20 protein-coding genes are annotated in these 25,097 nt (G+C 36.3%); 7 read left to right on the forward strand and 13 right to left on the reverse strand.

Annotated elements, in window-relative coordinates; all coding sequences use genetic code 11:
* Positions 1-170: 170 nt before the first annotated feature.
* From FEZ13_RS16570 to FEZ13_RS16590, 5 genes are all read right to left on the reverse strand, one after another.
* On the reverse strand, positions 171-959 hold the full coding sequence (locus tag FEZ13_RS16570) for an HAD family hydrolase (protein ID WP_146547508.1): 789 nt from the start codon (positions 957-959) through the stop codon (positions 171-173).
* 391 nt (positions 960-1,350) lie between these two features.
* Entirely contained in the window at positions 1,351-2,178 is an 828-nt protein-coding gene (locus FEZ13_RS16575; protein WP_146547507.1) for a DUF2785 domain-containing protein, read from the reverse strand.
* A 368-nt stretch (positions 2,179-2,546) separates the two neighbouring features.
* Entirely contained in the window at positions 2,547-4,064 is a 1,518-nt protein-coding gene (locus tag FEZ13_RS16580; RefSeq protein ID WP_146553595.1) for a coproporphyrinogen III oxidase, read from the reverse strand.
* Between the two features lie 148 nt (positions 4,065-4,212).
* Complete coding sequence (locus tag FEZ13_RS16585; protein ID WP_146553596.1) at positions 4,213-4,443, reverse strand: hypothetical protein; 231 nt, start codon at positions 4,441-4,443, stop codon at positions 4,213-4,215.
* A gap of 356 nt (positions 4,444-4,799) precedes the next feature.
* On the reverse strand, positions 4,800-5,150 hold the full coding sequence (locus FEZ13_RS16590; RefSeq protein WP_146547504.1) for a YlbF family regulator: 351 nt from the start codon (positions 5,148-5,150) through the stop codon (positions 4,800-4,802).
* A 471-nt stretch (positions 5,151-5,621) separates the two neighbouring features.
* Between FEZ13_RS16590 and FEZ13_RS16595 the strand changes: the two genes are divergently transcribed.
* Positions 5,622-5,825 (forward strand): YheE family protein, encoded by a 204-nt coding sequence (locus FEZ13_RS16595; RefSeq protein ID WP_146553597.1) that lies wholly within the window; start codon positions 5,622-5,624, stop codon positions 5,823-5,825.
* Positions 5,826-6,134: 309 nt separating this feature from the next.
* Here FEZ13_RS16595 and FEZ13_RS16600 read toward each other — a convergent pair whose 3' ends face one another.
* The 5 genes from FEZ13_RS16600 to FEZ13_RS16620 all read right to left on the reverse strand — a co-directional run bounded on the left by FEZ13_RS16600 (position 6,135) and on the right by FEZ13_RS16620 (position 16,043).
* Positions 6,135-6,593: a VOC family protein gene (locus FEZ13_RS16600; RefSeq protein ID WP_146547502.1), complete on the reverse strand. Its 459-nt coding sequence runs from the start codon at positions 6,591-6,593 to the stop codon at positions 6,135-6,137.
* Positions 6,594-7,275: 682 nt separating this feature from the next.
* Positions 7,276-8,046 (reverse strand): hypothetical protein, encoded by a 771-nt coding sequence (locus FEZ13_RS16605; RefSeq protein ID WP_146553598.1) that lies wholly within the window; start codon positions 8,044-8,046, stop codon positions 7,276-7,278.
* A gap of 20 nt (positions 8,047-8,066) precedes the next feature.
* Positions 8,067-11,876 (reverse strand): DEAD/DEAH box helicase, encoded by a 3,810-nt coding sequence (locus FEZ13_RS16610; protein WP_186725962.1) that lies wholly within the window; start codon positions 11,874-11,876, stop codon positions 8,067-8,069.
* Between the two features lie 685 nt (positions 11,877-12,561).
* The gene (locus FEZ13_RS16615; RefSeq protein WP_146547499.1) at positions 12,562-14,304 is read right to left on the reverse strand and encodes an ABC transporter ATP-binding protein; all 1,743 of its coding nucleotides are present in this window, start codon (positions 14,302-14,304) and stop codon (positions 12,562-12,564) included.
* Entirely contained in the window at positions 14,304-16,043 is a 1,740-nt protein-coding gene (locus FEZ13_RS16620; protein WP_146553600.1) for an ABC transporter ATP-binding protein, read from the reverse strand. The genes FEZ13_RS16615 and FEZ13_RS16620 overlap by 1 nt, the downstream gene beginning before the upstream one ends.
* Before the next feature lie 594 nt (positions 16,044-16,637).
* On the opposite strand from FEZ13_RS16620, the gene FEZ13_RS16625 reads away from it, so the two are divergent.
* Together FEZ13_RS16625 and FEZ13_RS16630 are read left to right on the forward strand one after the other, a co-directional pair.
* Positions 16,638-17,993: a hemolysin family protein gene (locus tag FEZ13_RS16625; RefSeq protein ID WP_243881161.1), complete on the forward strand. Its 1,356-nt coding sequence runs from the start codon at positions 16,638-16,640 to the stop codon at positions 17,991-17,993.
* Positions 17,994-18,091: 98 nt separating this feature from the next.
* Positions 18,092-18,991 (forward strand): cation diffusion facilitator family transporter, encoded by a 900-nt coding sequence (locus FEZ13_RS16630; RefSeq protein WP_146553601.1) that lies wholly within the window; start codon positions 18,092-18,094, stop codon positions 18,989-18,991.
* 356 nt (positions 18,992-19,347) lie between these two features.
* On the opposite strand, the gene FEZ13_RS16635 is transcribed toward FEZ13_RS16630, so the two are convergent.
* Entirely contained in the window at positions 19,348-20,364 is a 1,017-nt protein-coding gene (locus FEZ13_RS16635) for a DUF2332 domain-containing protein (protein ID WP_146553602.1), read from the reverse strand.
* A gap of 129 nt (positions 20,365-20,493) precedes the next feature.
* Here FEZ13_RS16635 and FEZ13_RS16640 point away from each other — a divergent pair, with 129 nt between their 5' ends.
* Both FEZ13_RS16640 and FEZ13_RS20250 read left to right on the forward strand, forming a co-directional pair.
* Positions 20,494-20,838: a LysR family transcriptional regulator gene (locus tag FEZ13_RS16640; RefSeq protein WP_146553603.1), complete on the forward strand. Its 345-nt coding sequence runs from the start codon at positions 20,494-20,496 to the stop codon at positions 20,836-20,838.
* A gap of 567 nt (positions 20,839-21,405) precedes the next feature.
* Positions 21,406-21,540, forward strand: coding sequence for a hypothetical protein (locus tag FEZ13_RS20250; protein ID WP_255473230.1), 135 nt, complete (start codon positions 21,406-21,408; stop codon positions 21,538-21,540).
* A 206-nt stretch (positions 21,541-21,746) separates the two neighbouring features.
* Here FEZ13_RS20250 and FEZ13_RS16650 read toward each other — a convergent pair whose 3' ends face one another.
* Positions 21,747-22,394: a response regulator transcription factor gene (locus FEZ13_RS16650; RefSeq protein WP_146553605.1), complete on the reverse strand. Its 648-nt coding sequence runs from the start codon at positions 22,392-22,394 to the stop codon at positions 21,747-21,749.
* 13 nt (positions 22,395-22,407) lie between these two features.
* Complete coding sequence (locus tag FEZ13_RS16655; protein WP_146547493.1) at positions 22,408-23,523, reverse strand: GAF domain-containing sensor histidine kinase; 1,116 nt, start codon at positions 23,521-23,523, stop codon at positions 22,408-22,410.
* A 417-nt stretch (positions 23,524-23,940) separates the two neighbouring features.
* Between FEZ13_RS16655 and FEZ13_RS16660 the strand changes: the two genes are divergently transcribed.
* Together FEZ13_RS16660 and FEZ13_RS16665 are read left to right on the forward strand one after the other, a co-directional pair.
* Complete coding sequence (locus FEZ13_RS16660; protein WP_146553606.1) at positions 23,941-24,366, forward strand: disulfide oxidoreductase; 426 nt, start codon at positions 23,941-23,943, stop codon at positions 24,364-24,366.
* Positions 24,367-24,888, forward strand: coding sequence for a thioredoxin family protein (locus tag FEZ13_RS16665; protein WP_243881162.1), 522 nt, complete (start codon positions 24,367-24,369; stop codon positions 24,886-24,888).
* The last annotated feature ends 209 nt before the right edge of the window (positions 24,889-25,097 follow it).

Here is a 25,097-nt window from a genome sequence, read left to right on the forward strand (position 1 = left end):
TCAAACCTAAAGCAGAGCCCCTCACTATTATGTGCAGGTGCCCTGATTGTTGCAAGAATCATCGCCCTTTCACTTTCTAAAAAGGCCAAGATCCCTCAAAAGTTTTTTTTCATATACAAGTCGGAAGCAATCACTCATGAAAGTTTACTTTTCAAAATTTCACATTCAACTTAAATGTCTTCTAATAATTGCACAAGCTCATGTAAAGAGTGAATTTCATAAGTAGGGATTATCCCTTCAACATGTGGTTTATTTTCACGATTGATCCATGCAGAGCGCATTTGAACACGAGAAGAACCGAGAATATCGGTCATTAGATTATCTCCTACCATAATCGCTTCATCCGCATGAACTTTTGCTACTTCTAATACATGTTGGAAGATGGATGCAGCTGGTTTTCCTTCTCCAAAATCCCCTGAAATGATAATATGATCAAAGTAAGGAACGATTTCTGGTGTTATTTTCAATTTTAAATTTTGTAAACTTGGTGCACCATTTGTCAATAATACGAGTTGATACTTTCCTTTTAAAGCATCTAGCACCTCGAATGTTTCTTTATAAACAAAAGGACTTTCTTTTCTTGCTTGAACAAAGTATTCTCCAAGCTCTGCTCCCAATTTCTCGTCATGTATTCCAAGCTTTGCTAATCCACCTGTCCATGCATCTTTACGGTAAGTAGGAACAATGTTCTTAAGTTCCTGAAATTGCGGTGTAGGATCATCGAATGTTCCCCAAAGCCCTTCAAATGGATTGATACCAATTAGTTTTGTGTATTCAAATGTAGAATATGTACTATATAAATCTCGAGCCGTTTCACGTACTTTTTCCTCTAATTGCTTTGCATCTACATGAACGATCGAAGCAGCTTTCTGACATGTTAAAGCAAATGCTGTGGCAATACTTTTCTTATCCCACAATAGAGTATCATCTAAATCAAAAATTACGGTTGAAATTGTCACTTGTTGTTCGCTCCTTATAAAATACTGTATTCTTATGGTAGCATAATTACTTATAAAAAACGGAATTTTCTTTTCATTTTCTATATGTTTTTTAAGTATTTCTACAGATGAAAAGCAGGGTTAAAATGAACTATATCCCAATTGTTAGACACAATCTAACGATTGGGATACAGTTTAAAAATTCATCTCAACCAACTGCTTTTTAAGCCATCAATTATTTATTCCCGCACAAATGGAGCGGTAAGAGCCCCTACTTTAAGATACTAGTGAAAAGTAGCGATTAAAGCGTAGGACCGACCGACTGCCTGTACCTATATAAGCCCGATTGGTTCAACTAACAATAAATAAGGAAAGAAGAACTCCGCTGAGAGAGATTTCACTTTCTTTTCTTCTATAATTGACGTAAACAATCACTAATTTTTGGTTGGAGAATCGCATTTTTTTCGTCAATTCCTGCATAAAAATAAAAACTCTTCAAGAAATTTCTACAATTTTCATAAAGCTTAGAAAATCTTTCTTCATCTAGTTTAACTTTTTGCTTTTTGATATATACAGGAATCTTTTCAAATAATTCATCCAACGTTTCTACAGGTAAGCCAATGTCAAGCATTGTCATAATAGGTTTTAATAAGCGTTCGTCTTCACCTGCTACATAAACATCTGTAAAAGTAAAAACTTTATTTATCAACCCTTGGAAAATAACAGGAAAATATTTCGCGTTCAATCTAGGATTTTTTACAAGCTCATCTATAGCATCTGCCGTATGGGCTATACTATGCGCCCAGCCCTTTTCTGGAACAAACCCTCTTACATCCTGTTCTAAATCCAAATATAGGAGTAATTCATTTCTTATTCGATCTAATAATGTTGATGGAATCAATGAATGTTCTAAATCCTTTTTTAATATAAGGGCTATTAAGAGCACTGAGAATGATCGTTTAAAAATATGATCAGTACCGACATCTCCTATTTCATAAAATAAAAACTCGTCCCCTAATGCTCTTGTTAGCAAATTGACGAGTGTTTCATTTGTCATGAGCGCCTCTTTTAGAATTAAATGATCAAATCCTTGATAAATCAATTTATCTCTAAGCTGTGGATTAGGCGAGCCAATATGTTCAAGCATGGCTTCTACTAATTCTGGCACATTTTTCTCCTGCCATGAGCTTTCTCCATTTTGAATATCCACTAATCGTGATTGTAATGATTGTTCATCCATAACAGAAACCTCCAATACGACTATTTCATCGACATATTGCTATATTTTTAAGCAACTACAGATATGTCAATTCTTCTGTATTGTTATGATTATTATAGCATTCTAAACACATGTTGTCTGATGCTGATATTTGTTTCATCTTATGTTATAAAAAAACAAGTTATGTACATTTGTCCTGATTAATCGTAAAAAACCCATATAGCTTCTAAAAATATAAATAAAGAGAAAACTCAAGCAGGAAGGCCTTTTTCATCTTATCTTTTACTGGGTATTCCAATTGAGGTTTTACAGGCAATTCTCCCTAGAAGTAGAGAGATCATTGCCTGTGAATGAAGGATAAAGAAGAAATCAAAAACAAGAATGTTAATTTATTTACTCACTTTGAAACCATATAACTCATTAAGCGCTTCGATCTTTTTCTGAATGGCCTCTTCAAATGTCATGATGTACTGTACAGGTTCCTTTGGATTATGGTATTGTGAAATTTTTCCTGTTTTCGCATCTACTAATTTTGTAGATGCACCACAGCCTAATCCAATAATCGTTTGAACCTCTTCCATGATCACAATATTATAAATGCTTTCTTCCCCAGGTAATGAGTAACCAATGTTTTCCAAATTACCTAAGATATTTTTCTGCCTGTACAAATAATAGGGCTTGTAGCCGTGCTCTGCTGTCCATTCATGTGCACGATGCATCATGGCTTCTGCTGTTTTTCGATCGGCTACCTTATATTTTTCCTTGTTGTGGGTCATTTCTGAAGCACGTTTAAAAGAAAGCGTATGAACTGTCAAAGATTCCGGCATCATTTTGGCCGTTTCATTCAAAGAATGCTCAAATTCAGCGATACCCTCATTGGGAAGACCAATAATAAGATCCATATTAATATTATTCATACCAGCCTTGCGTGCCATCCAAAATTTATCAATCGTTTCTTGCACTGTATGATGGCGTCCAATTGCCTTTAAGGTTTCATCTGTATAGGATTGTGGATTAACACTAATCCGATCAATTCCCCATTTTTTTAAAACAGCTAATTTCTCTGGGGTAACCGTATCGGGTCTTCCTGCTTCAACAGTTAGTTCACGAATGCCTTCAGTATGTGGAAAAGATTCAAACATTTTTTGATACAAAGCATCCATTTCATCTGCCTCGATCGATGTAGGTGTTCCTCCACCAAAATAGACAGATGTAATTTTCATGTCATGCTCCGTCAACCATTTTCCCATTTTCTCAATTTCAATATGGAGCCCATCTAAAAAAGTTGCTACTCGACCTTGTTTACGATTACTTTGGATTGCATAGGCTGGAAATGTACAATAAGCACATTTTGTAGGACAAAAAGGAATGCCAATATAAATACTTACCTCATTTCCGACTGTATCTAAATCGGGAATCGTATGAAGCTGCGTTTTCACGATTCTTTTTAACAAACTTATTTTATCATCAGATAAGCGAAATTCAGTTGCCAGCTTATGATAGATTTCCTCATCCGATAGACCCGCCTTTCTATATTTGTGATACAGCTTCGTTGGACGAATCCCCGTGAGAATCCCCCATTGTTGATGAATGCCTGTTAATTGTTCAAGCGTATCTAGCAAAATATGAGAGAGAGCACGTTTCACACGTATTCGTTGTTCTCTTTCTGTTCCTTCCAAGTCATAAGTTTGCTCAAAATGACTTTGAAAAATTTGACCTTCTGCTTGAAGCGTTCCTTCTGCAAAGACCGTATAATCTTTATTTGTATGATGTTCGAAGTGAGCTACTAAATTTGGTACCATATCTTTTTTCGCTAATTTTGTATCTTCAAAAAACAAATTAGCGATATGATGAAATACTCTCATAAAATCTTGGGGATATGCTTGATCTATTTTTAAAATTTTCATCAGTCAAAATCACTTCTCTCTAAAAAACTCTATAGTTGCATAAACTCTCATCAAAATAAAGTGAAACTCCATCAGTGGGGGTTTTTTTCATCCCCCACCCCATCTTTCTCATTTCTCTCTAATCTCGAGATGGGGGTCTTACTGCTCGTTAAAGCGGGATAAAGTAAACCTTCACCCAGTGGCGATTTTCTTCATCCGCCACTGAACTAGAGGAACGGAAGTGAAAAGCGCCACGTCCTGTGGCAACACCTGAGTAATCAACATCTTGTTGGCCCGAGCCAAAACTAATTGGACTTTTACAGTAGTTGATTCCTCTATTTTCGCTGGAATCTTGATATGAAAGCTTACAAACCTGTTCATGCGCTAATGAAGCATCCACTCAATATCGAATCTATTGTAGCAAATTATAATGAAAATCACGAAAAATCTGTTGGACGAACAAATTAAATCGCTTTATCGAATAAATTACATAAGGCAGAACATTCCAAGATGATGATAAAGAGACGGACTTTCTATTAAAAAGGAGAATCTGAACGACAGCCTCATACAAAAACACCCCCAAGCAAATAACAAAGGCACTAAAAAATCAATTCATCTCCAAACTATGATAAAAAGTAGCCTCTTTAGTTTATAAAACGAAAGAAAAGATGACTTTTATCAATAAAAATGGCGATGTTATCAATTTTCAGTGGCCTTGCAAATAACTTGAGGGTTCTTCAGCTATAGCTGGCTCTTCTAATCCTCTAACTCTTTATATAATGCTTCGACTGGTTTTACAATCACTCGGTTAACTTCTTCGATTAATCCGCTTAAAGCCATTTCTGCTTGAAGCAACTTGGCGATTTTATCATTTTGTTGCGCTAATTGTGCAGCTTTTTGTGCATATTGCAACTCATCTTCTTCAATTTGTTGGCCTTGTACCTGTTTTTGCTGTAATTTTAATTGGACATCGCGAAAATTTTTAAATAGTTTCGCTGCATCTTCATCCGCTTTTACTGTTTCAATTGCTTGTTGTAAAGCTAAATATTCATTGGTTTTACGAAATGCACCTTCCAATGCATTAATTTCATTGTAAATATTAATCAATTCATTTCCCTACTTTCTATAAGTTTAAGCGTGCTTCCTAAAGTCAGTGGAACCACAAGCCATTTACTAAAAATATGTTAACGAATAGCCCTTATATGACACTAATTGCCCCTAAGAAACCAATTATCGTAATCGATTTAATTCACATTTTGACTCCCCAACGCCAAGTATTCCAACGTATTTACTATCTTCTTATAGTATACTGTAATAATACAGTTCTAAGTTTTATTATAGCAAACCACTCCTTTTTATGAAATGAGTAGCCACTTCTTGATATTCATCTTGATTTTTTAGTGTAAAAAACTTTTTACGGGGGATTGGGCACACTATAATAGTTTCCTTACGTCTTGAAATAAGTATTTCAGCAGGCGTGTTGATTATCCAATTATATCCTTAAAAATATTGTGCATTTGCTTCCTAATCAACACGCCTGGTATTGCAGATAAAATTATGTACAAGGGGGAATATCAGATGATTCAACATTTCAGCTTCAAACCACTGTTTAAACACCAGCAATTACCCAGTTGGTCGGTCAACTTCTTTTATAAACAAAAGCACTATGAAGCGATTTACGAACAGGACGGAACGGTCAAATGGGTCGATCAAACTCCACCTGATGAAGATGATGTAAAAAAGATGATACATGAATTAATGTTATTCCATGTGTATGACTGAATGATTTTTATAATTTTAAAGAATTAGATGGATAAAGTGAAACTCCATCAGTGGGGTTTTCTTCATCCCCCACTAGAAGAACTCAGGCTAAAAGCGCCGCATCCTGTGGCAACACCTGAGTGACCAACATCTTGTTGGCCCGAACCAATCGGGCGCATGCGGCAGTAAGACCCCCATCTATCTTTTTCTTTTCTCTCTATATCTTGAGATGGGGGTCTTACTGTCCGTTAAAGCAGGATAAAAAAGTTTAAAAATATCTATTCATTAAACTCCCTTTTCTTATTTTATATAGTACCTAATCATCATCATTTATTTTGAAATTAGTTCTTCCCATTCTTCAAAAGATAGCTTATCCGTAATATGTTTTAAATGATCAGGGACTTCCACATAACATATTAACTCTAAACTATTTCCATCGGGATCTTTGAAATAGACTGAGCCATTGCCTTGATATGGTCGAACAAAAGGTTCCACAGATTCCCTGTTCCCTTTAGGTACAGCCTCGACTTGAATAGTATCTAACCAAAATAAAGAATTTTTTAAATCTTCGTATGAAACTTCAAATGCAATATGGCGTAAAGCAACATGATATGGAATTTTATACTCTTCCCCTTCCCATAAACCCAACCAACTTCGCCCTTCATCTATCCACAAAAAAGCGATTTTCTCATCTCTCCAAGCAATTTTAAGGCCTAACTTTTGGTAAAAATCAAGTGAAGTATCTAAATTTTTCACTGGTAAATGTGCTTCGTATATTCCCTTTATCAAATACAACATCTCCTTTTCATGATTTATATATCACTTAACATTCCAAAAATTTCCAATTTATAAATCATCCAAAAGTCCAAAAAATTAAAAATCAATTGAATCAATTTCATAATGCAAAATCCAGATGAAAAACACGAACATTTCTAATCAATATGAACGTTAATATTCAGAAGTTTTTGTTCCACTCCAGACGGCGCTTTCCACGGGCTTGGCTTCAATCTCCTCGGGTCGACACGATGTTGACCCCGAAGCCGTTGCCACAGGACGTGGCGAACTTAGGCTTTGTCCCTTAAAACGTTCCTGCGGGGCTTTCAGCTCAAGCTTTTCCCGTAGGACTTTGAATAAGCCTCCTTGAACTCACACCGCACGAAGGAAATGCGCATGCATTTTCGAGGAGTCGCCGTCTTCCGCTCCACAATTATCAAAATTAGTTATTATTAAATGTTCGTATTTTTTAAGAAGAAAATGATTTATGAAATTGATTCAATTAGAAGAAAATAATTTCCCTCTAATTGATTTTCCGGTAAAAATAAACAATAGTATAAAATGTAATTCACACCATTTAACGTTAACTATATTTTAATGGGAATTAACATAACCTTAGCTCTCTATTGCTTTTCCTAGAATCTTATTCGACATATAGAAGAAATTTGATTATATTCTTCCCACTATTCAAATCAGCTTACTCTTTTCCCTCTAAATATTCCTCACGCCATTTGACCAATTCGTTTTCCATCAATATTTTTTCCAATGCTTCATCCCAATGCCCTATGAAAGTATTCCAAACACGTACATACAATAAATCTTTCTCCTCGTTATAGATGATAAATTGTATGCAAGGGATATCATTGATCTGTATCGTTTTTTGCGATTCAATGGATGTGATAAAGGTCTGAACCAAATTTTGATCCAAATCTTCCTTTTCCATCGTTGATCGATTCTCTTGCAAAGCTTTGAAAATGATTTCCTCTGCTATATTTACCGACTCCTCAGAAGCATAGGCAAAAGTTTCTGGTAAGTTTTCAAAATCATCCGAAGCTTCTAAATCCCCAGCGAGAAAGCTTTGATGAGTGGCACTGTAAAAAAGATGTTGCGTTTCTTCTTCCTGCTCTTCTTCATAAATTCCATTTTCTAGCTGTTTTTCACCTTTAGTTGTTAGTTGATAATAGGATGTTTTTTCGACTAATCCTTTATTCTGGAGATTCTGGAGTAAATCTTGAATAAATAATTTTTCTACTAATAATAGATCACTGAGTTCTTTGGAATCGGCTATTTCTGCTTGTTTGCAGCTTAGTAAAATCATTTTCATCAGGATATCCATCGTTAGTCTCTTTACTGGTTTATAGTTAAATTCTACTGTTTGAATAGGAAAACACCAGCTAGAAGTGGCTAAGATATTCGTTTTGGGATCTTGTTTGATTTTATTGGTCAGCTTTTTTTCTAATGCATTCATAGCAGAACCCCCTTCCAACTCTATTTTGGATTTCCTTGTTCATTGCGAAGACCATTTTGAGATTTAACCACTTCAAACAAACGATCATACATTTCACGTGATTCTCTTTTTTTAGCTCGTTTTGTAAACATCTCAACACTACCCACTAATATCAGCAGTTCTCTTGCTCGAGACAATGCCACATTCAACCGTCGATAATCATTAGCAAACCCAATATCTCCGCCTTTGTGCTCTGTATTACGAACCATACTCACGATAATAACATCCATCTCCATGCCTTGAAAACGGTCTACTGTACCTGTCCGAAGATGCAAGTGATCCAATTTCAATTCTTGCTGTACAAGATGGTCGATTTTCTTTACTTGCTCCCCATAAAAGCTGATGACCCCTACACTTTTCTTATATCCTTTTGGCAGGCTGCCACTTGCAATAGCCATTTCCGTCGCATGATCTAGATCCAATAATGTGTATCGAATCGTCTCTAATTCGCCTGGGTTGAAGCGGCTCTTGCCATTTTTCATTTGTTCTTCAAAATATGGTTTTTTGCTTGGCATATCAAGCCAGATTAAATGATCCTCACGCTTCACATAATGTCCCTCTAAATGATGATCACGTACTTGATCAGAGTTATCTAATCCACACTGCAAATGATTGTCTTCGTTTTCATAGAACGGTGCGATCGTTTGCATAATATTTTCATGCATACGATATTGAATAGCTAGCATTTGTTTATTTGATTTTGGTAAGTTTTTAAATAATCGTTCAAATAATGATTCTTTCAGCAGTTTTTTCAGCTCATGAATTTCCTGAACATCTTCACTCTCATCGATGATTGCTTTTAAGGTCTCTTCTAATGTGTCATCACCGATTAATGGCGGCAATTGATGATGATCTCCTACCAAAATAATTTTCTTTCCTTTTAACATAGGTAGCAGCAATTCAGGGGGAGTTGCCTTTGATACTTCATCAATAATCACCACATCGAATGTCGGGTAATGATCCATAAACTCTTTCCGTGCAGATGCTACACAAGTCGTCCCAATCACATTAGCATGATTGACATAGAGCTTACGGATCTCATCTAAGTCATGCTCACTTGCCTGTAGTAATAATTGATGCCATTGTTGCTGTAACTGTTGTTTAATCGGTAATTGTTGCTTGTCGTGGTAAAGCTTTTCGATTATTCTTTCCACACTCGTTATCGTTTCTTCTGTGTATTGTTTCTGTCTTGTTAAATCTTGTTGAAGAATCTTTTCTAGCTCTTTTAATTTTTTCTCCTGGGAGAGGCCCTTTGCATTGACTTCTTTTACTTGGATTTCTTTTTGTGCAAGTTGTTCTAATGCTTCCTTTTCCTCTCTCTCCATCACAGCAAAATCATCTTGCATTTGTTTTAGTTTTGGTAAAGTAGATGCCACCGTTTGCTTTTGTTGTGCAATCTGTTGGACTTCTTTTTCTTCAAGAGCTAATTTGTTTTGAAGTTCCAATAGTGTTAAGTTAAGTTCTTCTACTTGGGCAGAATCATTTAATTTCTCCAATTTTCGTTTTAACTGTTCAACTTCAGCACTACAACGATTTTTTATGTTTAATAATCCGCTTTCGTGCTGTTTGGATGTGCTTAAAATATAGGAAACTTGTGCTTTTACCTCTTGTTTCATCATTTGGAATAGGCGCATAATTTCTTGACGTTGATTTTCAAGCATTCCAAATTGTTCCTCAACAAAAAAGCGTCGATTATACAAGCGCTCCAGATAAACATATAGCTGATGGACATAAACATCAGGCGTTTCCAAAAGAAATTTTTTAAAATGGTCAATGGCTGAATCAATCTCACGAATGGAAAATGAAGAATAACCACTTGCTACTTGAGTTTCTACGTTATGTAAAATTTTCTCGCTATCAAATGCACCAATTTTTTCCTCTAAAAAACTTATTGCGCCATTTAAACGCTTGCGAACCTCTCTCCATTCTTTATAGCCAACCATTTGCATCTGAATGCGTTCAAAGGAATTCCGTTGCCATTCAATTTTCGTATTGGCTTGAATATGATGCTCTTCCATAAAAGTCGTTAAGTCTTGAATCTTTTTACATGCTTCAATGCTTTCCATAGAAGTTTCAAGTTGTTGATGATTGACTAACCATTCTGAATAAGCAGTCTGTGCATTTTTGAATGATACCTTCGCCTGGACTAAACCATCTTTTGCGATCAAATAGGAAACTTGTTGGCGAAGTTTTATCACTGCTCTTTGCTTTTCTTGTTCAGCTTCTTCCAGTTTTTCCAACGAGCCATATTCTGATAATATTTCTTCGAATTGCTCGATTTTTTTAGCTTCATGTACTTTTTTGGACGATAGTTCAGCCGTTTGCTCTTCTAGTAAACGCAGTTCTTTTCGTAAAGATCCTAGTGATTTCTTTAAGTTTTTAATATCCTCTTCAACAATTACAAAATCCTTTTCGGCTTGTTCTTGTTCAGCTATTTTTTCTGTCAATACTTTTAGTTGCTGTTGTAAACCTTGGAGCTCGTTTTCTTTTTGATCAATCGCATGCTCTAATTCAGTCGTCCGATCTCTATGAATGGCTAACTCCGCTTCCAAATCATGCAAGGTTTGCTCACGCCAATACAGTGCAACATTTTCTTCGATGAATTTTTTTCCTTCTTCTTCAATACTTTCTGTGCGACCATAGCGAAGAATCCGGATATTCTTGTTGGCTAAAAGTCTACTCAACGCATTATCTACAGCTAAATTGGATTGCGAAGCGACCAAAGTTTTTAAGCCTGCTTTGGCGTTTTGTTGGCATATTTCAGATATGACCGTTGTTTTTCCCGTACCTGGAGGACCTTGAATAACATATAAATCCTCCGCTGACATAGCCCCAACGACAGCTTCTCTTTGGAACTCATTGAGACGATTATCGAATTGTAATTGAGCTCTTTTTTTAGGCTGTTGGATTCGTGGACGTTCTTCGAAGAGGATTTTTTCTAAGTTAGCATTCGCTGCTAATCCTTTTTCGAGATCACTAAATCCCTTTCTTAATCGGCGTATCTGACTCAATGTTGCAAAATTGCTAAACACCAGTTCCTTTGTTTTGGGATGCCATCGATTTTTGCGAACTTGCTCTTGTATAAATGGGCGTAATTCGATTTCAACCGTTTTCTTTGAAGATTGCGCCTTTAATACAGATCCTAGTTCATCTTTAGAACCTTGTACCTTCGCACTTAATCCTATGACCTTTTTCCATTCGTTTTCTTTTAAACCGCTAACCTGAAATATCATTCGACTAAAATCTTCATTGAATTCATAGTGAGAGAAGGAAACATTCATATCATCGATGGTCGCATCACGCTCTTGGATTTTTAAATATCCTTCCCAGCTTGAAATACGCTTTTGAACATACTTTGAACGCTCCTCTGCAACCGGTAGTTCTCGAATTTTACTATGCAATTCAAGTGGCATACCAACTGTGTTACTAGCATTGGTAGCAAACTGCATATTGGTTTTAAAACGTCGATTTGTATGAACAGGTACTCGATTACTTAACACCCGAAAATTTGTCACGAGTAAACCTTCATATTTTACAACACCATTCATCACCACTACTTGTCCGTCCAATTTTTCAGCTAATACTGGATTTTCTACGTTATCAAAATATAAAGTAACAGCCATTTCGTCTTGTGCTGTATTTTGAACATGCTCAATATGTACAACAAATGTTTTTTGAAGATGAAAAAAAGCATGTTCATCCTTCGCCCATGCTAAAATACCTTCGCGCGCCTTGTTCGTTAATATTAAGTTTGTACGTATCACCGCAGGCATAGCTGCAACTTGTACCATGAACATACCTTCCTTTCTTTTAATGTTATGAACTGAAACTAATAACTTTTGGAAAATGAAAAACAAACTAATATCTATCATATCAGTTTTCGAGTTAAGGTGAAGTGATAAAACCATAAAATATATGGGGATTTCTAGGAAATGATTTGTCGATTCGAGGAGAGGGGCTATTTTCTCTATTGGTAGTTTTATTTATTCCTTTGAATAGGTTATTTGCTCTTTCAGAAAGTTTGTTCGCTCTCTTGGCAGGTTTATTCGCTCTCTCGATAGATTTATTCGCTACCCCAAGATTTATTCGCTCTTTCAATGAATTTATTTGTTCCTTCAGAAAGTTTATTTGCTCTCTCGACGGACTTATTCGCTCCTCCAACGAGTTCATTCGCTCTTTCGACAATTTAAGTTTTCCCTCGTCTTGTTTTCCATATATTTACAAATTAATATTATCTTAAACTTTTTCTTACATCTGATTCTATTCAAAAACACGTTCTGCACCTGTTATATTCATGAAAAGCATCCCTCTCTAACCTAAATGTTCCTTATCTAGGATCATGCAGCCCTCAAGAAACCATAGATTCATTGCAAATATCCTTCTCCCTAAAATATGTAAGAAAATCTATTTCAAAAACTAAGAAGGCAAACTCGAAATATATCAAGTTTACCTCCTATCCTTATCTACTGTTAAATTTTATTTCATTTCTCCAGATTGTAATTTATACATCTGACTATACTTTCCACCTAGAGCTAGAAGTTCATCGTGCGTACCTTGTTCTACGATTTCTCCTTGATCGAGTACGAATATACGGTTGGCATTTTTAATAGTTGAAAGTCGGTGCGCAATGACAAATGTTGTACGCCCTTTTTTCAATACTTCCATTGCATGCTGGATGATTTCTTCTGTTTCCGTATCGATATTCGAGGTGGCTTCATCTAATATTAAAATGGCTGGATTGAATGCAAGTGCTCTCGCAAAAGAAATCAATTGGCGTTGCCCCGATGAAAGGGTACTTCCCTTTTCAATAACTGGTTCATCTATGCCCCCAGGCAAATTAGCTAAAACCTGCTCTCCCCCTACTGCTTTTAAAGCTTGTTCAATCATTTTACGTGAAATCCTCGGATCTTCTAAGCTAACATTGGAAGCCACTGTGCCTGTAAACAAATAGGGATCTTGCAGTACAATTCCTATATGTTGTCGGATCGTTTGACGAGAATGATCTTGAATATTCATACCATCAATGGTAATCGAACCTTTTGTTACATCATAAAAACGGAACAATAAGTTCATAATTGAACTTTTTCCAGAACCCGTATGACCTACTAGTGCGATGGTTTCCCCTTGCTTAGCTTCAAAATCAATGTCCTTCAAAACATATTCCTCTTCTTTATAAGCAAACCAAACATGATGAAAGGCTACATTTCCATGATAACGATCAATTCTTGTATCATCGACTGCTTCCCCCGGTTGATCTAATAGATTAAAGATACGTTCTGATGCAACATTTGCTCTTTCTAAGTTAGCAAGTTGATTGACAACATTCGTCACTGGATTGAACAAACGTGTAATATAATCCACAAATGCATAGAGCATCCCGATTGAAATAGCACGATCACCCGCCAACTCAGCACTACCAAAATACCAAATAAACATGATAAATGTCAGTGAACGAATCACTCCTACTAAATTATGTGAGGTAGCTGAATCTAGCAATACCAACTTATTTTGATATTTATAATATTCATCATTTAACTCATTAAACTCATCTTCCATCTGCTTTTCACGTCCGAAGGCTTGGATAATGGTCATCCCATTAATGGACTCATTTAGCATCCCATTCATATCAGACAATTTACTACGTGTGATGTGATTATATTTTGCCGCATATTTACGATAAAGGATCATCCAAAGGATAAGTAAAGGAATGACTAGTAGCGCAATACAAGCCATTTTCCAATCAAGGAAAAATAGCGCAATATAGATGCCAAATATGGTCATAAAACTTGCCGCAAATTGCGATAATACTTGAACAAATAAATCGTGAATAGCCTCTGTGTCATTGGTCACTCGTGATACCACTTTTCCAGCGGGTAATCGATCAAAATAGCGAATCGGGAGTGTTTGTATATGTTGATAAACATCATTTCGCATTTTTTGAATAATGCGATTGGCACCCATTTGCAATAGAATATACTGACCATATCGGAAAATGGCCGTTATCACTGCTAAACCAAAGAATACGAAAAGTAATATAGCGATTGGTTTAAACTCTAAACCTTGTGTAGCAGCTTTTGCGATATGATTATCAATAATTTTCTTCGCTACTAATGGACCTGCTAAATCTGCTGCGACTGCGATCGCTAAAAGAAAAAGCCCTGTAACTAATATTTTTTTATAAAGTAATGCATAACGCCAAAGTCTTTTGGTTGTACTCATTATTTCGCCCCCTCAATCTGTTGGCGATCATATTGTTCTTTGTACCAACCATCTTGTGAAATAAGCTGTTGATGTGTACCTTCTTCGATGATCTTGCCATCTTCTAATACAATAATGGAATCGGCTTGCATAATCGCTGACAACCGATGTGTTACGATGATGGTCGTTTTATGTTCACGGATTTGTTGAATATTTTTGATGATTGTACTTTCTGTTTTCGCATCAACAGCTGACAGTGAATCATCCATGATGAGGATTTCAGGATCACGTATCAATGCACGTGCAATAGATATTCGTTGTTTTTGACCACCTGATAGAGAGATCCCTTTTTCACCAACTAGTGTATTTAATCCCATTGGTAACATTGCTAAGTCTTTTTCAAAACACGACACTCGAATGGCTTCTTGTAATTCCTCTTCTGTCGCATCTGGCTTTCCAAACAATATATTTTCTCGTATTGTTCGTGAAAAAAGGACATGGTCTTGAGGTACGTAACCAATCCAGTTGCGTACTTGTTCTTTTGTTTGTGCTTCGATCAACTCACCGGACAATTTTAGTGTTCCATCACCTGTAGGGTACTCTCGTAATAATTGCTTCACAACCGTTGTTTTACCACTACCCGTTTTCCCTACGATCCCTAACGTTTGACCCTTTTTTAAAGATACTTCTAAGTGAGATAAGTTAATGGACTGTGATTGTGGATATTGGAATGTTACATCATGAAAAACGATTGAGTTAGGTTTCTCGATAACTGCTGGAGCCTGTGGATCCGCTACATCTTCTTTCTCGTTTAATGTCTCTTGTACACGGTCTAGTGATGCATTTCCACGTTGCATGACATTGATCAATTCACCAATAGCAAACATTGGCCAAACTACCATTCCTAGATAAACATTAAAAGATACCAAATTTCCTAAAGTAATATCACCAATCGATACCAGATAGGCCCCGTAACCAAGACCGATCATATAGCTTAACCCTGTTAAAACCCGTGTTATTGGTGTAAACCATGCATCGATTTTTTCTACATCCATGTTTTTCTGATAGACATCTTCTGTCATATCAGCAAACTGCTTTTCTGTTGCTCTTTCATGTACATATGCTCGAACAACCCGTACACCTTCAACAGCTTCTAGGACACGGTCATTCATCTGACCAAAAGCATCTTGAGCAATCATGTATTTTTCGTGAATTTTCTTTCCTAAGATCTGCATCGTGATGGCTAGGATTGGCAATGGAATAATAGATGCAAACGTTAACTTCCATGATACCGAAAAGCCCATCATTAATATAATCGTAGCAAGATATAATGTTGAATCTAAAAGTGTCATAATACCAAAACCGGCTGTGACAGAGACAGCACGCAAATCATTAGTAGCACGAGCCATTAAATCCCCCGTTCGATTACGCTCGTAAAAAGGGGGTGACATTTTTAAAAACTGTGCCATCAAATTTTTTCGTAATTTCCGCTCAATTACATTGGAACCTCCGAACAATTGATATTGCCAAACAAAATTGACAACATATGCTACCACCAATATTGCTGCTAATGCACCGATAAATTGCAGTAATAATGTAGTCGTTATCGTCCCGCGATGGATGGCATCAATAGATTCACCGATCAACCACGGTGGAATAACCTCTAGTGTATTGGCAATAATCAGCAGTACAACAGCAATCGTATATCGTTTCCAATTTTCTTTAAAAAACCATTGAAGCTTTATTAATACATCAAACATATTTTGCTACCTTCCTTTCTATTTTGCGAATCTAGCTAGCCATCTTCAATCGAATCCTTGTTCAATTGTTTTCTCATTTTTCGAATGTACATAATCCACTCTCTCCCTTTTTGTTTTTTACACTAAATCTTTCTGAATAAAAGCAACAAAAAAGCGCATACCCCAAAATGAGCATGCGCTAATCTTCAAGAGTACGGGACACACCCGTACCTGTATTCATTCAATGACGAAGAAAATAGGATTGAGGTGTGGATGCATTATGAAATTCTCTACTTATTGAATAATGTTGAACAATTGTCATGCTCCATACCTCCATTTTCTTTTAATTATTTAGTGTTTCTAAATATTAACATTATAGTTTTTTAATTGTCAATACTTTTTGAAAATTTTATCCAGATAATTTTCTCGTTCATCCTATTCCCCATACTTATGACTGAATGAATTGGACAAGAATTGTGAGAAAAATTGTCAAAACCCTTTGGATCATTTGTTTTTTGTCGAAAAATATCTTATGATTGTCTTAAACATTTTTATTACTATAGGAGGTGTACACTTTGTTCTCCCCCTCATTTGGGTTTGGAACAAAGGAAGTCTTTGGACATAGCCATACGATTGACAGCGTTTGCTGTCTTGATCGCATGTTCGGCAGTTTTCGTAGCAACTGAGTTTGCTATCGTAAAAGTTAGAACAACTAGAATTGATCAGCTTATTGCTGAAGGTAACAAAAAAGCTTTAAAAGCTAAAAAGGTTATTACAAATTTAGATGAATATTTATCCGCATGCCAACTAGGGATTACGATTACGTCTTTAGGTTTAGGTTGGTTAGGAGAAGGAACGGTTGCCAAACTATTAGCCCCGTTATTCAATCTACTTGACTTAAATGCTAGTATTACGTCATTCCTATCATTTATCCTATCATTCTCAATCGTAACATTTATACATGTCGTTATGGGTGAGTTAGCACCAAAAACATTGGCGATTCAAAAAGCTGAAAGTGTAGCACTCAATATTTCCGGCTTTTTAATCTTATTCCATAATGTGATGTTTATATTCATCAAACTCTTAAATTCCTCAGCTAATGCCTTAGCTGCTCTGTTTGGTCTAAAAGGAATGAAAGAGTCCGAAGTCGCAATGACAGAGGAAGAATTGCGAATTATTTTATCAGATAGTTTAAAGGGCGGCGAGATTAATCCATCCGAATATAAATATGTGAATAGCATTTTTGAATTCGACGATCGTATTGCCAAAGAAATCATGGTACCTCGTACTGAAATTATTGGAATTGATAAAGATTTAACGTTAAAAGAAGTATTTGAAGTAATGGGTGTAGAACAATATACCCGATATCCAATTGTAGATGGAGACAAAGACCATATCATCGGTTTGGTCAACATGAAAAATCTTTTAACAGCTTATATTAAAAATCCAACAGTAAATGGTTCTAAGCCTGTTACTGAATATATGCAACCGATTATTCGTGTTTTTGAAACAATGCCACTAAGTGATCTACTGTTAAAAATACAACGTGAACGCATCCATATGGCCATTCTAATGGATGAATATGGTGGTACTTCAGGTCTCGTCACAATTGAAGATATCATTGAAGAAATCGTTGGTGATATTCGCGACGAATTTGACCAAGATGAAGTCCCTGAAATTCGTAAAATTGAAGATGACCACTATATCCTAGATGCCAAAATGTTAATCGAAAACGTCAATGACTTCTTAGGGATTAATATCGAAGAGGATGATATTGACACAATCGGTGGTTGGTTCATGACAAAAGATTTTGATGCTGTAGAAGGTGAAAAGATCACTGAGCAAGGTTATGAATTTATCATTAAAGAGGTAGACGGCCATCATATTCTTTATCTAGAAGTCATCAAACTACCAGACAAGATAGAAAAAACAGCTTTAGATGATGAAGAAAATAATTCAACTGAACTTTAATCAACAGTTGGTTTAACTAGACAGAGAACGGCGCACACTATTATTCAATAGGGTGCGTCGTTTTCGCTTGTCTGAAACTTTTGCAAGGAGGAAACATTGTGGACTTATATACAAATTTAAGACAAGGGGAAAAAGGAGCTTGGTTGAGTATACTAACCTACCTTTTACTCAGTTCTACTAAATTAACGATTGGTTTTATCGGACATTCCACAGCTCTTAAAGCAGATGGTCTAAATAATACAACCGATATTATTGCATCTATAGCTGTCCTAATTGGACTACGAATTTCGCAAAAGCCACCAGACAAGGATCATCATTACGGTCATCTGCGTGCTGAGACTGTTTCTTCTCTCATTGCTTCCTTTATTATGGCGATGGTAGGTATCCAAGTATTATTTAATGCAGGGAAAAGCCTGATTGAGCACAATCATCCTACACCTTCACTACTGACAGCATTTGTGGCACTCGGCAGTGGTATTATCATGTATTTGGTTTACTTTTTCAATATAAAACTAGCGAATCGTATTGAGAGTTCCGCAGTGAAAGCAGCAGCTTATGATAATCGCTCAGATGCATGGGTCAGCTTCGGGACTTCAGTGGGTATCTTTGGCGCTATTTTCGGCTTTCCTATTATTGATTCCATTACTGCCATAATTGTTGGCTGTCTCATTTTAAAAACGGCCTATGATATTTTCTTCGAGGCAGTACATACATTGACAGATGGATTTGATGAAGAAGAATTAGAGGCTTTGTCTGCGCTTGTTAAAAACGTAGACGGTGTGATTCGACTAATAGATTTCAAAGGTCGAAATCATGGAAATCTAATATTTGTTGATTTGACTGTTACGGTAAATCCTGAGTTAAATGTTTGGCAAAGTCATCATATTACAGAAGAAATAGAAGCAACGATTCGCCAAGTAAAGCCTTTTGCAGTCGTACTTGTTCATATCGAACCAGAAGGACTAAACCGTGAGCATGAGCATAATATTTTTGAGTAATGATACGTACTGGACAAAACCCTTTTAATCATGAATAAACCACATGAAATCAAATGCACAAGCTATGATTCCATGTGGTTTTATTTTTATGATTTATACTAAAATCGATTAATTTTCAACTTATATCTCGGCTTTGAAGTTCTACTTTATCCTACAGTAACGGGCAGTAATACTCCCACTTTAAAAGTGAAGAAGGTAGGAGATCAACTGCCGCATGTGCTCGATTGGTTCGGGTCAACAACATGTTAGTCACTCAGATGTTGCCACAAGACGCGGCGCTTTTAACCTGGGTTCCTCTAGTTCAGTGGGAGAATGAAGAAAAACCACACTTTACTTTATCCTCTGAACTTACAAGCTTATTGCCATGTAAACCATCTTGCATGGCCATCTGTTTCTCCCAATACTCTTTTTGAATGAACGATTTTGTCGGCCATGTAATCTTGATGCAAGAGCGTATCATACATGTTGTTATAACAATGGTATATGGATCTTTTTGCACTCATACGCTTTAAGTTTTCAATCAATTCATCTTTTAAATGCATTGGGAGTTGGTTGGCAACATGCGTATGAAATATGACAATAAGTTGATTTAACGGAATCTGGTCACAGATTTCTTCAATTTGCTCTACGGCATCACCACGGATTAGCTGAATATCTAAATTTTTTATGATCGAGGCAGACTGATTCAACAAATTTTTTCTTTCTTGATGTTCGGGCCAAATAAGGGCTTGTAGCCATTTCAGTTCTTCTTTGTTTTGTAAATCGATCGGATTTAAATCAACACCAATCCTTGTTTCAACCACAGGAATCTCTTTAATCGAGCGTGGTAGTTCCTTTCCTCGATTTTGAGCATGAATCGTCAGTGAACTATTTAAATTACCTACTACTAATTTATCGTTATAAATGTAACGATATTGCTCTATCCCTAACTGCAAGCCTGCACTTGCGCCAATTTCAATTAGCGCTAATGGCATTCGATGTTTTTCATAAATATCTGTAAACATTGGATATAAATATGCACATCGACGCACTTCATTCGTTTGGACAAGTTTTGATCTAAAGAGTTGTTTAAGCTCTTCTTCATTGGATAAAACATACTTTTTGAAATATGGGAATGCGTCCTGAACTGGAAGTGGACTTTCTGTAAAAGAAACATAATATCTTTTCAAATCATCTTGTGTGTCCATCAAGAGATATTGGACAGCAGCAAAAAACAAATTAGGTATTGGCTGTCCTTCGGGAATAAAGCAAGCTAATTCTAACAAATCACTATCCTCTGAAATCTCATAAGAAAGCGTTTCGTATAATTCACTTGAATTCTCACATTCATTTTTTGCAAAGCGGCGAAAAATTTCTCTTATATTTCTATTCATGTCTTTCATCCCTTCAATTGTTTAATTTTGGATGTACATCTTATTTAAACTATATAATTATTGTATAATTTAGTAAATTAAAGATTTTTAAATGATTCGATTAAAATCATTAATCAAAGGGGGAGAAGGATGAATTATCTTTGGATTCAATCATTTATTGTCGCAGCAAAAACGTGTAATTTTCGGAAAGCCGCAGAGCATTTGAATCTTTCCCAACCAAGTATAACGGTACATATTCATCAACTAGAAGATTTTCTACAAGTTAAGCTTTTTAAGCGTGAGAAAAATCGAGTGCGACTAACTGAGGCCGGTAAAGCCTTTTTAATAGAGGCAGAAGAAATTTCTAATCAGTTGGAAAACAGTTTAGAAAGATTTCATCTTTTACAAAAAGGATATCGGGATAAATGTATGATTGCGATAACACCTATGATGGTTGAAACGATTTTACCACATCTTATACAAACTATTTCTTGAAAGGCGTGTTGATTAGGCAGAAATCAGGAAATATATTTGACATAATCCTTAAAAAACATGTATTTTTTGCTCCATTTATGTAGATCTTCGCTGCGGCTTGCTCGACTCCTCGAAAATGCACGCATTTCCTTCGTGCGGTGTGGATTCAGGAAGTCCATTCAATGTCCCGCGGGAAGAGCGAGCAGATGAGACCCTGCACGGAGCGCAAGCGATTAAGGAACGGAGTCTAAGGGCGCCACGTCCTGTGGCAACGACTCCGTGACCAACATCCTGTTGCCCCCAGCGTTCGCCCGCAGGAAAGCGAGCGGAAATCAGTGATACTCTACACTTTTTGACGCATATGATGATGAATCAGGTGGATATATAGAATTAGAAGAGGTATTTCATCAATATCCTATATTTACTGGACATCATCCGTATATCTGGGAACAATTATCCAAGGATATAAAAAAATATTTTCCTTTTTGCAAACAAATCAAATTATCACAATCCTATGTTGCTAAACAATTTATCAAAGATGGCTTAGGTATTTCTTTTCTACCAATGGTCACTTTAAGAAAGGAGCAAATGGAAGGCCGTTTTAATATTGCCGATTTCGATTTATTTGAGCTGCCAACCGTTCCCGTATATTTTATCTATTCAAATCCACGCTCAATTGAAAACAAGCTTATGGCAATGATTCGATCACGCTACTTCGTTTAATGAATTTAATGAATCTACCTATAAAATCCTTTGTTGAAGATTCTGATTGCCGTTCATGCAACAAAATAGCTTAGGAAGTATCTTATGAAATGTTCATATTAAAATGGAACCGTTCACACTTTGTGAGCAGTTCCATTTAATTACTTGTATACATTTCAATCTTCGAGATTTCCTCATCCAATTCGAGTGGTATGGTCTTCTTAATATTATTCCCCACTCCCCTCCGTCAAACCATACTTCACCGCATATAATGCAGCTTGGGTCCGATCTTGTACCTCAAGCTTAGCAAAAATGTTAGAAATATGTGTCTTGACCGTTTTTTCTGTTACAAAAAGAGAAGCTGCGATTTCTTTATTGCTCTTTCCTTTTGTCAATTCTGCCAGTACATCTTGCTCTCGCTTTGTCAGAGGATGCTTGACATGCGGAAGATCTTCCATGAGTTCACGATTTTTTATGAGTTGTGTCGTTGCTTGTGGATGCATAATATTTTCTCCAGCCATGATACGGCGGATGGCTAATACTAATTCATCAGGCTCAATATCTTTTAACTGATAACCTGCCGCTCCTGCTTCAATGGCTGGTACGACATGGTCTCTATCGGAAAAGCTTGTGAGCATCAAAATTTGTATTTCTGGAAACTGCGCTTTAATACGCTTTGTAGCTTGAATACCATCCATTTCAGGCATGACTAAATCCATCAATACAATATCAGGATGTAATGTTGTCGTAAGTTCTACAGCTTCTTTTCCATTACGAGCCTCTCCAATGACTTCAATGTCTTTTTGTGTTTTGAGGAAAAATAATAATCCTCTCCTCACCACATGATGGTCATCAGCTATTAACACTTTAATCATATCTATACCTCCTTCAATAAGGTAGACGGATCAATATTTCAGTCCCCTTCCCTAAGTTGCTCACCCAATCGACTGAGCCACCCAATGCTTTTGTGCGATCACGCATACTTTGTAGCCCAATTGAAGGCAGTTTTACGAGTGAATCAACCTGAAAGCCTCTTCCTTCATCTTTAATAACTAGCAATACATCTGTCTGCGTAATCGTGATAAAAATCTCTGCCTCTTTTACACCTGAATGCTTTCGAACATTATTGAGCGCTTCCTGTGTCAATCTGAAAAGCGTTTCTTCAATACGCGATGGTAGCTGCAATACACCAGATACTTTCACTTTTAGCTGCAACCCTAACATTTCAGCATATCCTTTAATCGCTTCTATCAAACCACTTTCTAACCCCTTTGGACGAAGCTGCCAGATAAGTGCCCGCATTTCTGTTAATGCTTCTTGTGTTAAACTTTGAATTTCTTTAAAGGTCTCTTTAATCTCTATCTGATCTGTCATTTCGATACCAGCTCGAGAAGTTAAAGTAACAGAGAATAGCAGCTGATTGACGGAGTCATGTAAATCTCTCGCTAGACGATTGCGTTCTTGTACAAGCGCCATTTGCTGTTCTTGTTTTGTTAATAGAATCCGCTTTATCGCAGAACCCATTTGAAAAGCAACTGATTCAAGCAAAGCAAGTTCATCATCTGTAAAACAAACTGTATTAGGAGAAGCTACATTTAGCAATCCAAATCGTTCTTGTCCAGATTGCAACGGTACAGTCGCATGATGGGTAATCCCTGCACAATTACCAGCACAAGCAGCAGTAGCATTTTCAATACGTTGACACTCAATAATGTTGGATGCCTTTAATAATTCCTCATTTCGATATTTCGAAATACACCAGCAACCACCCTTAGCTAGAAAATGACAACCATTATGTTCCAATGCAGGAGGTAGATTTTCATGTGCAATGAGCTCATGGCGACCACGTTTATTGACAAAAAAAATCCAACCAGTCTCGAAATTAGTGCCTTCCAAAAACTTACGGAGCGCAACTTGAAGCATCGGCTGCATTTCTGTTCCTTCATTTAATAATTCTGCAATTTCTTTTAATAAGCTAACATTTGAATGATCTGTAGGATTCATTAATTGCCTCCCGTCTTGGATGTCCAATTCCTTCTTCCTTCTATCATACCACTGACTATTTTTATCGGCATGATTGACAATCTCGGTAATTCGACGGATATAATTTGCGGATTAAGGGGTGAGAAGAAAAAACATGGAGATCAAGTGAGGTTTCCATCAGTGGGGATTTTCTTTGGTTAGTTGAACTGTGGCAGTTGTTTCACCTATCCTCTGTTTGTCTTGCTTGTATCCTAATGCGGGAACTTATTGCCTGTTCACGCGGGGCAGAATATAATTTCCTATTTTTAGGTCACCTTACTTTATGAGATTTCGTGACTATGATAAAATTGCTACAGAATCCACTATTATGTATTCATGTTTTACTTTTATTTTTATCCCTACTATAATTAAAAATATACTAAGATTAGGAGATTTCTTATGTCAAAAAAACTGGAAAATAGCCTCCTTTTTATGTGGGTTGTATCACTAATCGCCATGATGGGTTCTTTATTTTTTTCAGAGGTTCAACACTTCGAACCTTGTAAATTATGTTGGTATCAACGCATTCTCATGTATCCACTAGTCATTATTTTAGCTGTAGCATATGTTCAAAAGAACGCTCGTATTGCAGTGACAAGTGCTATCTTCTCCTGTTTAGGAACATGTACCGCATTGTATCATTATGGCATTCAAAAAGTGCCTGCATTACAAGAATCCGCTATTTCATGTGGACGAGTCCCTTGTACATCAGATTATATTAACTGGTTAGGATTTATCACCATTCCACTCTTATCCTTAGTGGCTTTCATTCTAATCGCTGGTACAAGCTTCTATATGTTAAAAACACTTAAGGAGGAAAAATAATTGGCAAACTCCAAAAAAGCTGCTGCACAGAAAAAGGACAATAGACTGACTATTTTATTGATCATTGGTTTTATTATTATTGCTGCCTTTGTAGTTCTCTATTTTATCAATAACAAGTCGAATGAGGGAAAGCTGGCAAATAATCCTTATGGAAAAGATGATTTAAATCAAGCAACAATTGATATTTTAAAAGATAAAAACTATCAAAATATCATTTTACCTGATAAATTGGAAAAGAAAATCGCAAGTGGTGACAAAGAAATCGTTTATTTCTTTCAATCTGACTGCCCTCACTGTAAAAAGATCACTCCTGTTTTAATGCCTTTAGCCAAAGACAAGGGGATTCATATCGATCAATATAATCTTCTTGAATTTGAACAAGGATGGAAACAGTACAATATTGAAGGCACACCAACCCTTGTTTATTATAAAGATGGCAAAGAACAATTACGTGTAGTGGGTGAACAATCAGCGGATACCTTCAAGAAATTCTTTGAAGAGACCATATTGAAAGATAAATAGATATCACTAATCAGATTTTCATCCCGCATGAACGGGGACAATATGATCCTTACTTTGTGAAATTCAATTTATTTCATGGTTATCTTCCCATTCATTTATAACCTTATTTTTGATGGAAGCTCGATAAGAGATTTGGATAAACATGGGGAATAATTGAACAACAGTAGCTTTAAAAGTAAACTATTCTGAGAAAAAAACCCTTAAAAGTC

Source organism: Rummeliibacillus sp. SL167 (assembly GCF_007896505.1).
GTDB lineage: Bacteria > Bacillota > Bacilli > Bacillales_A > Planococcaceae > Rummeliibacillus > Rummeliibacillus suwonensis.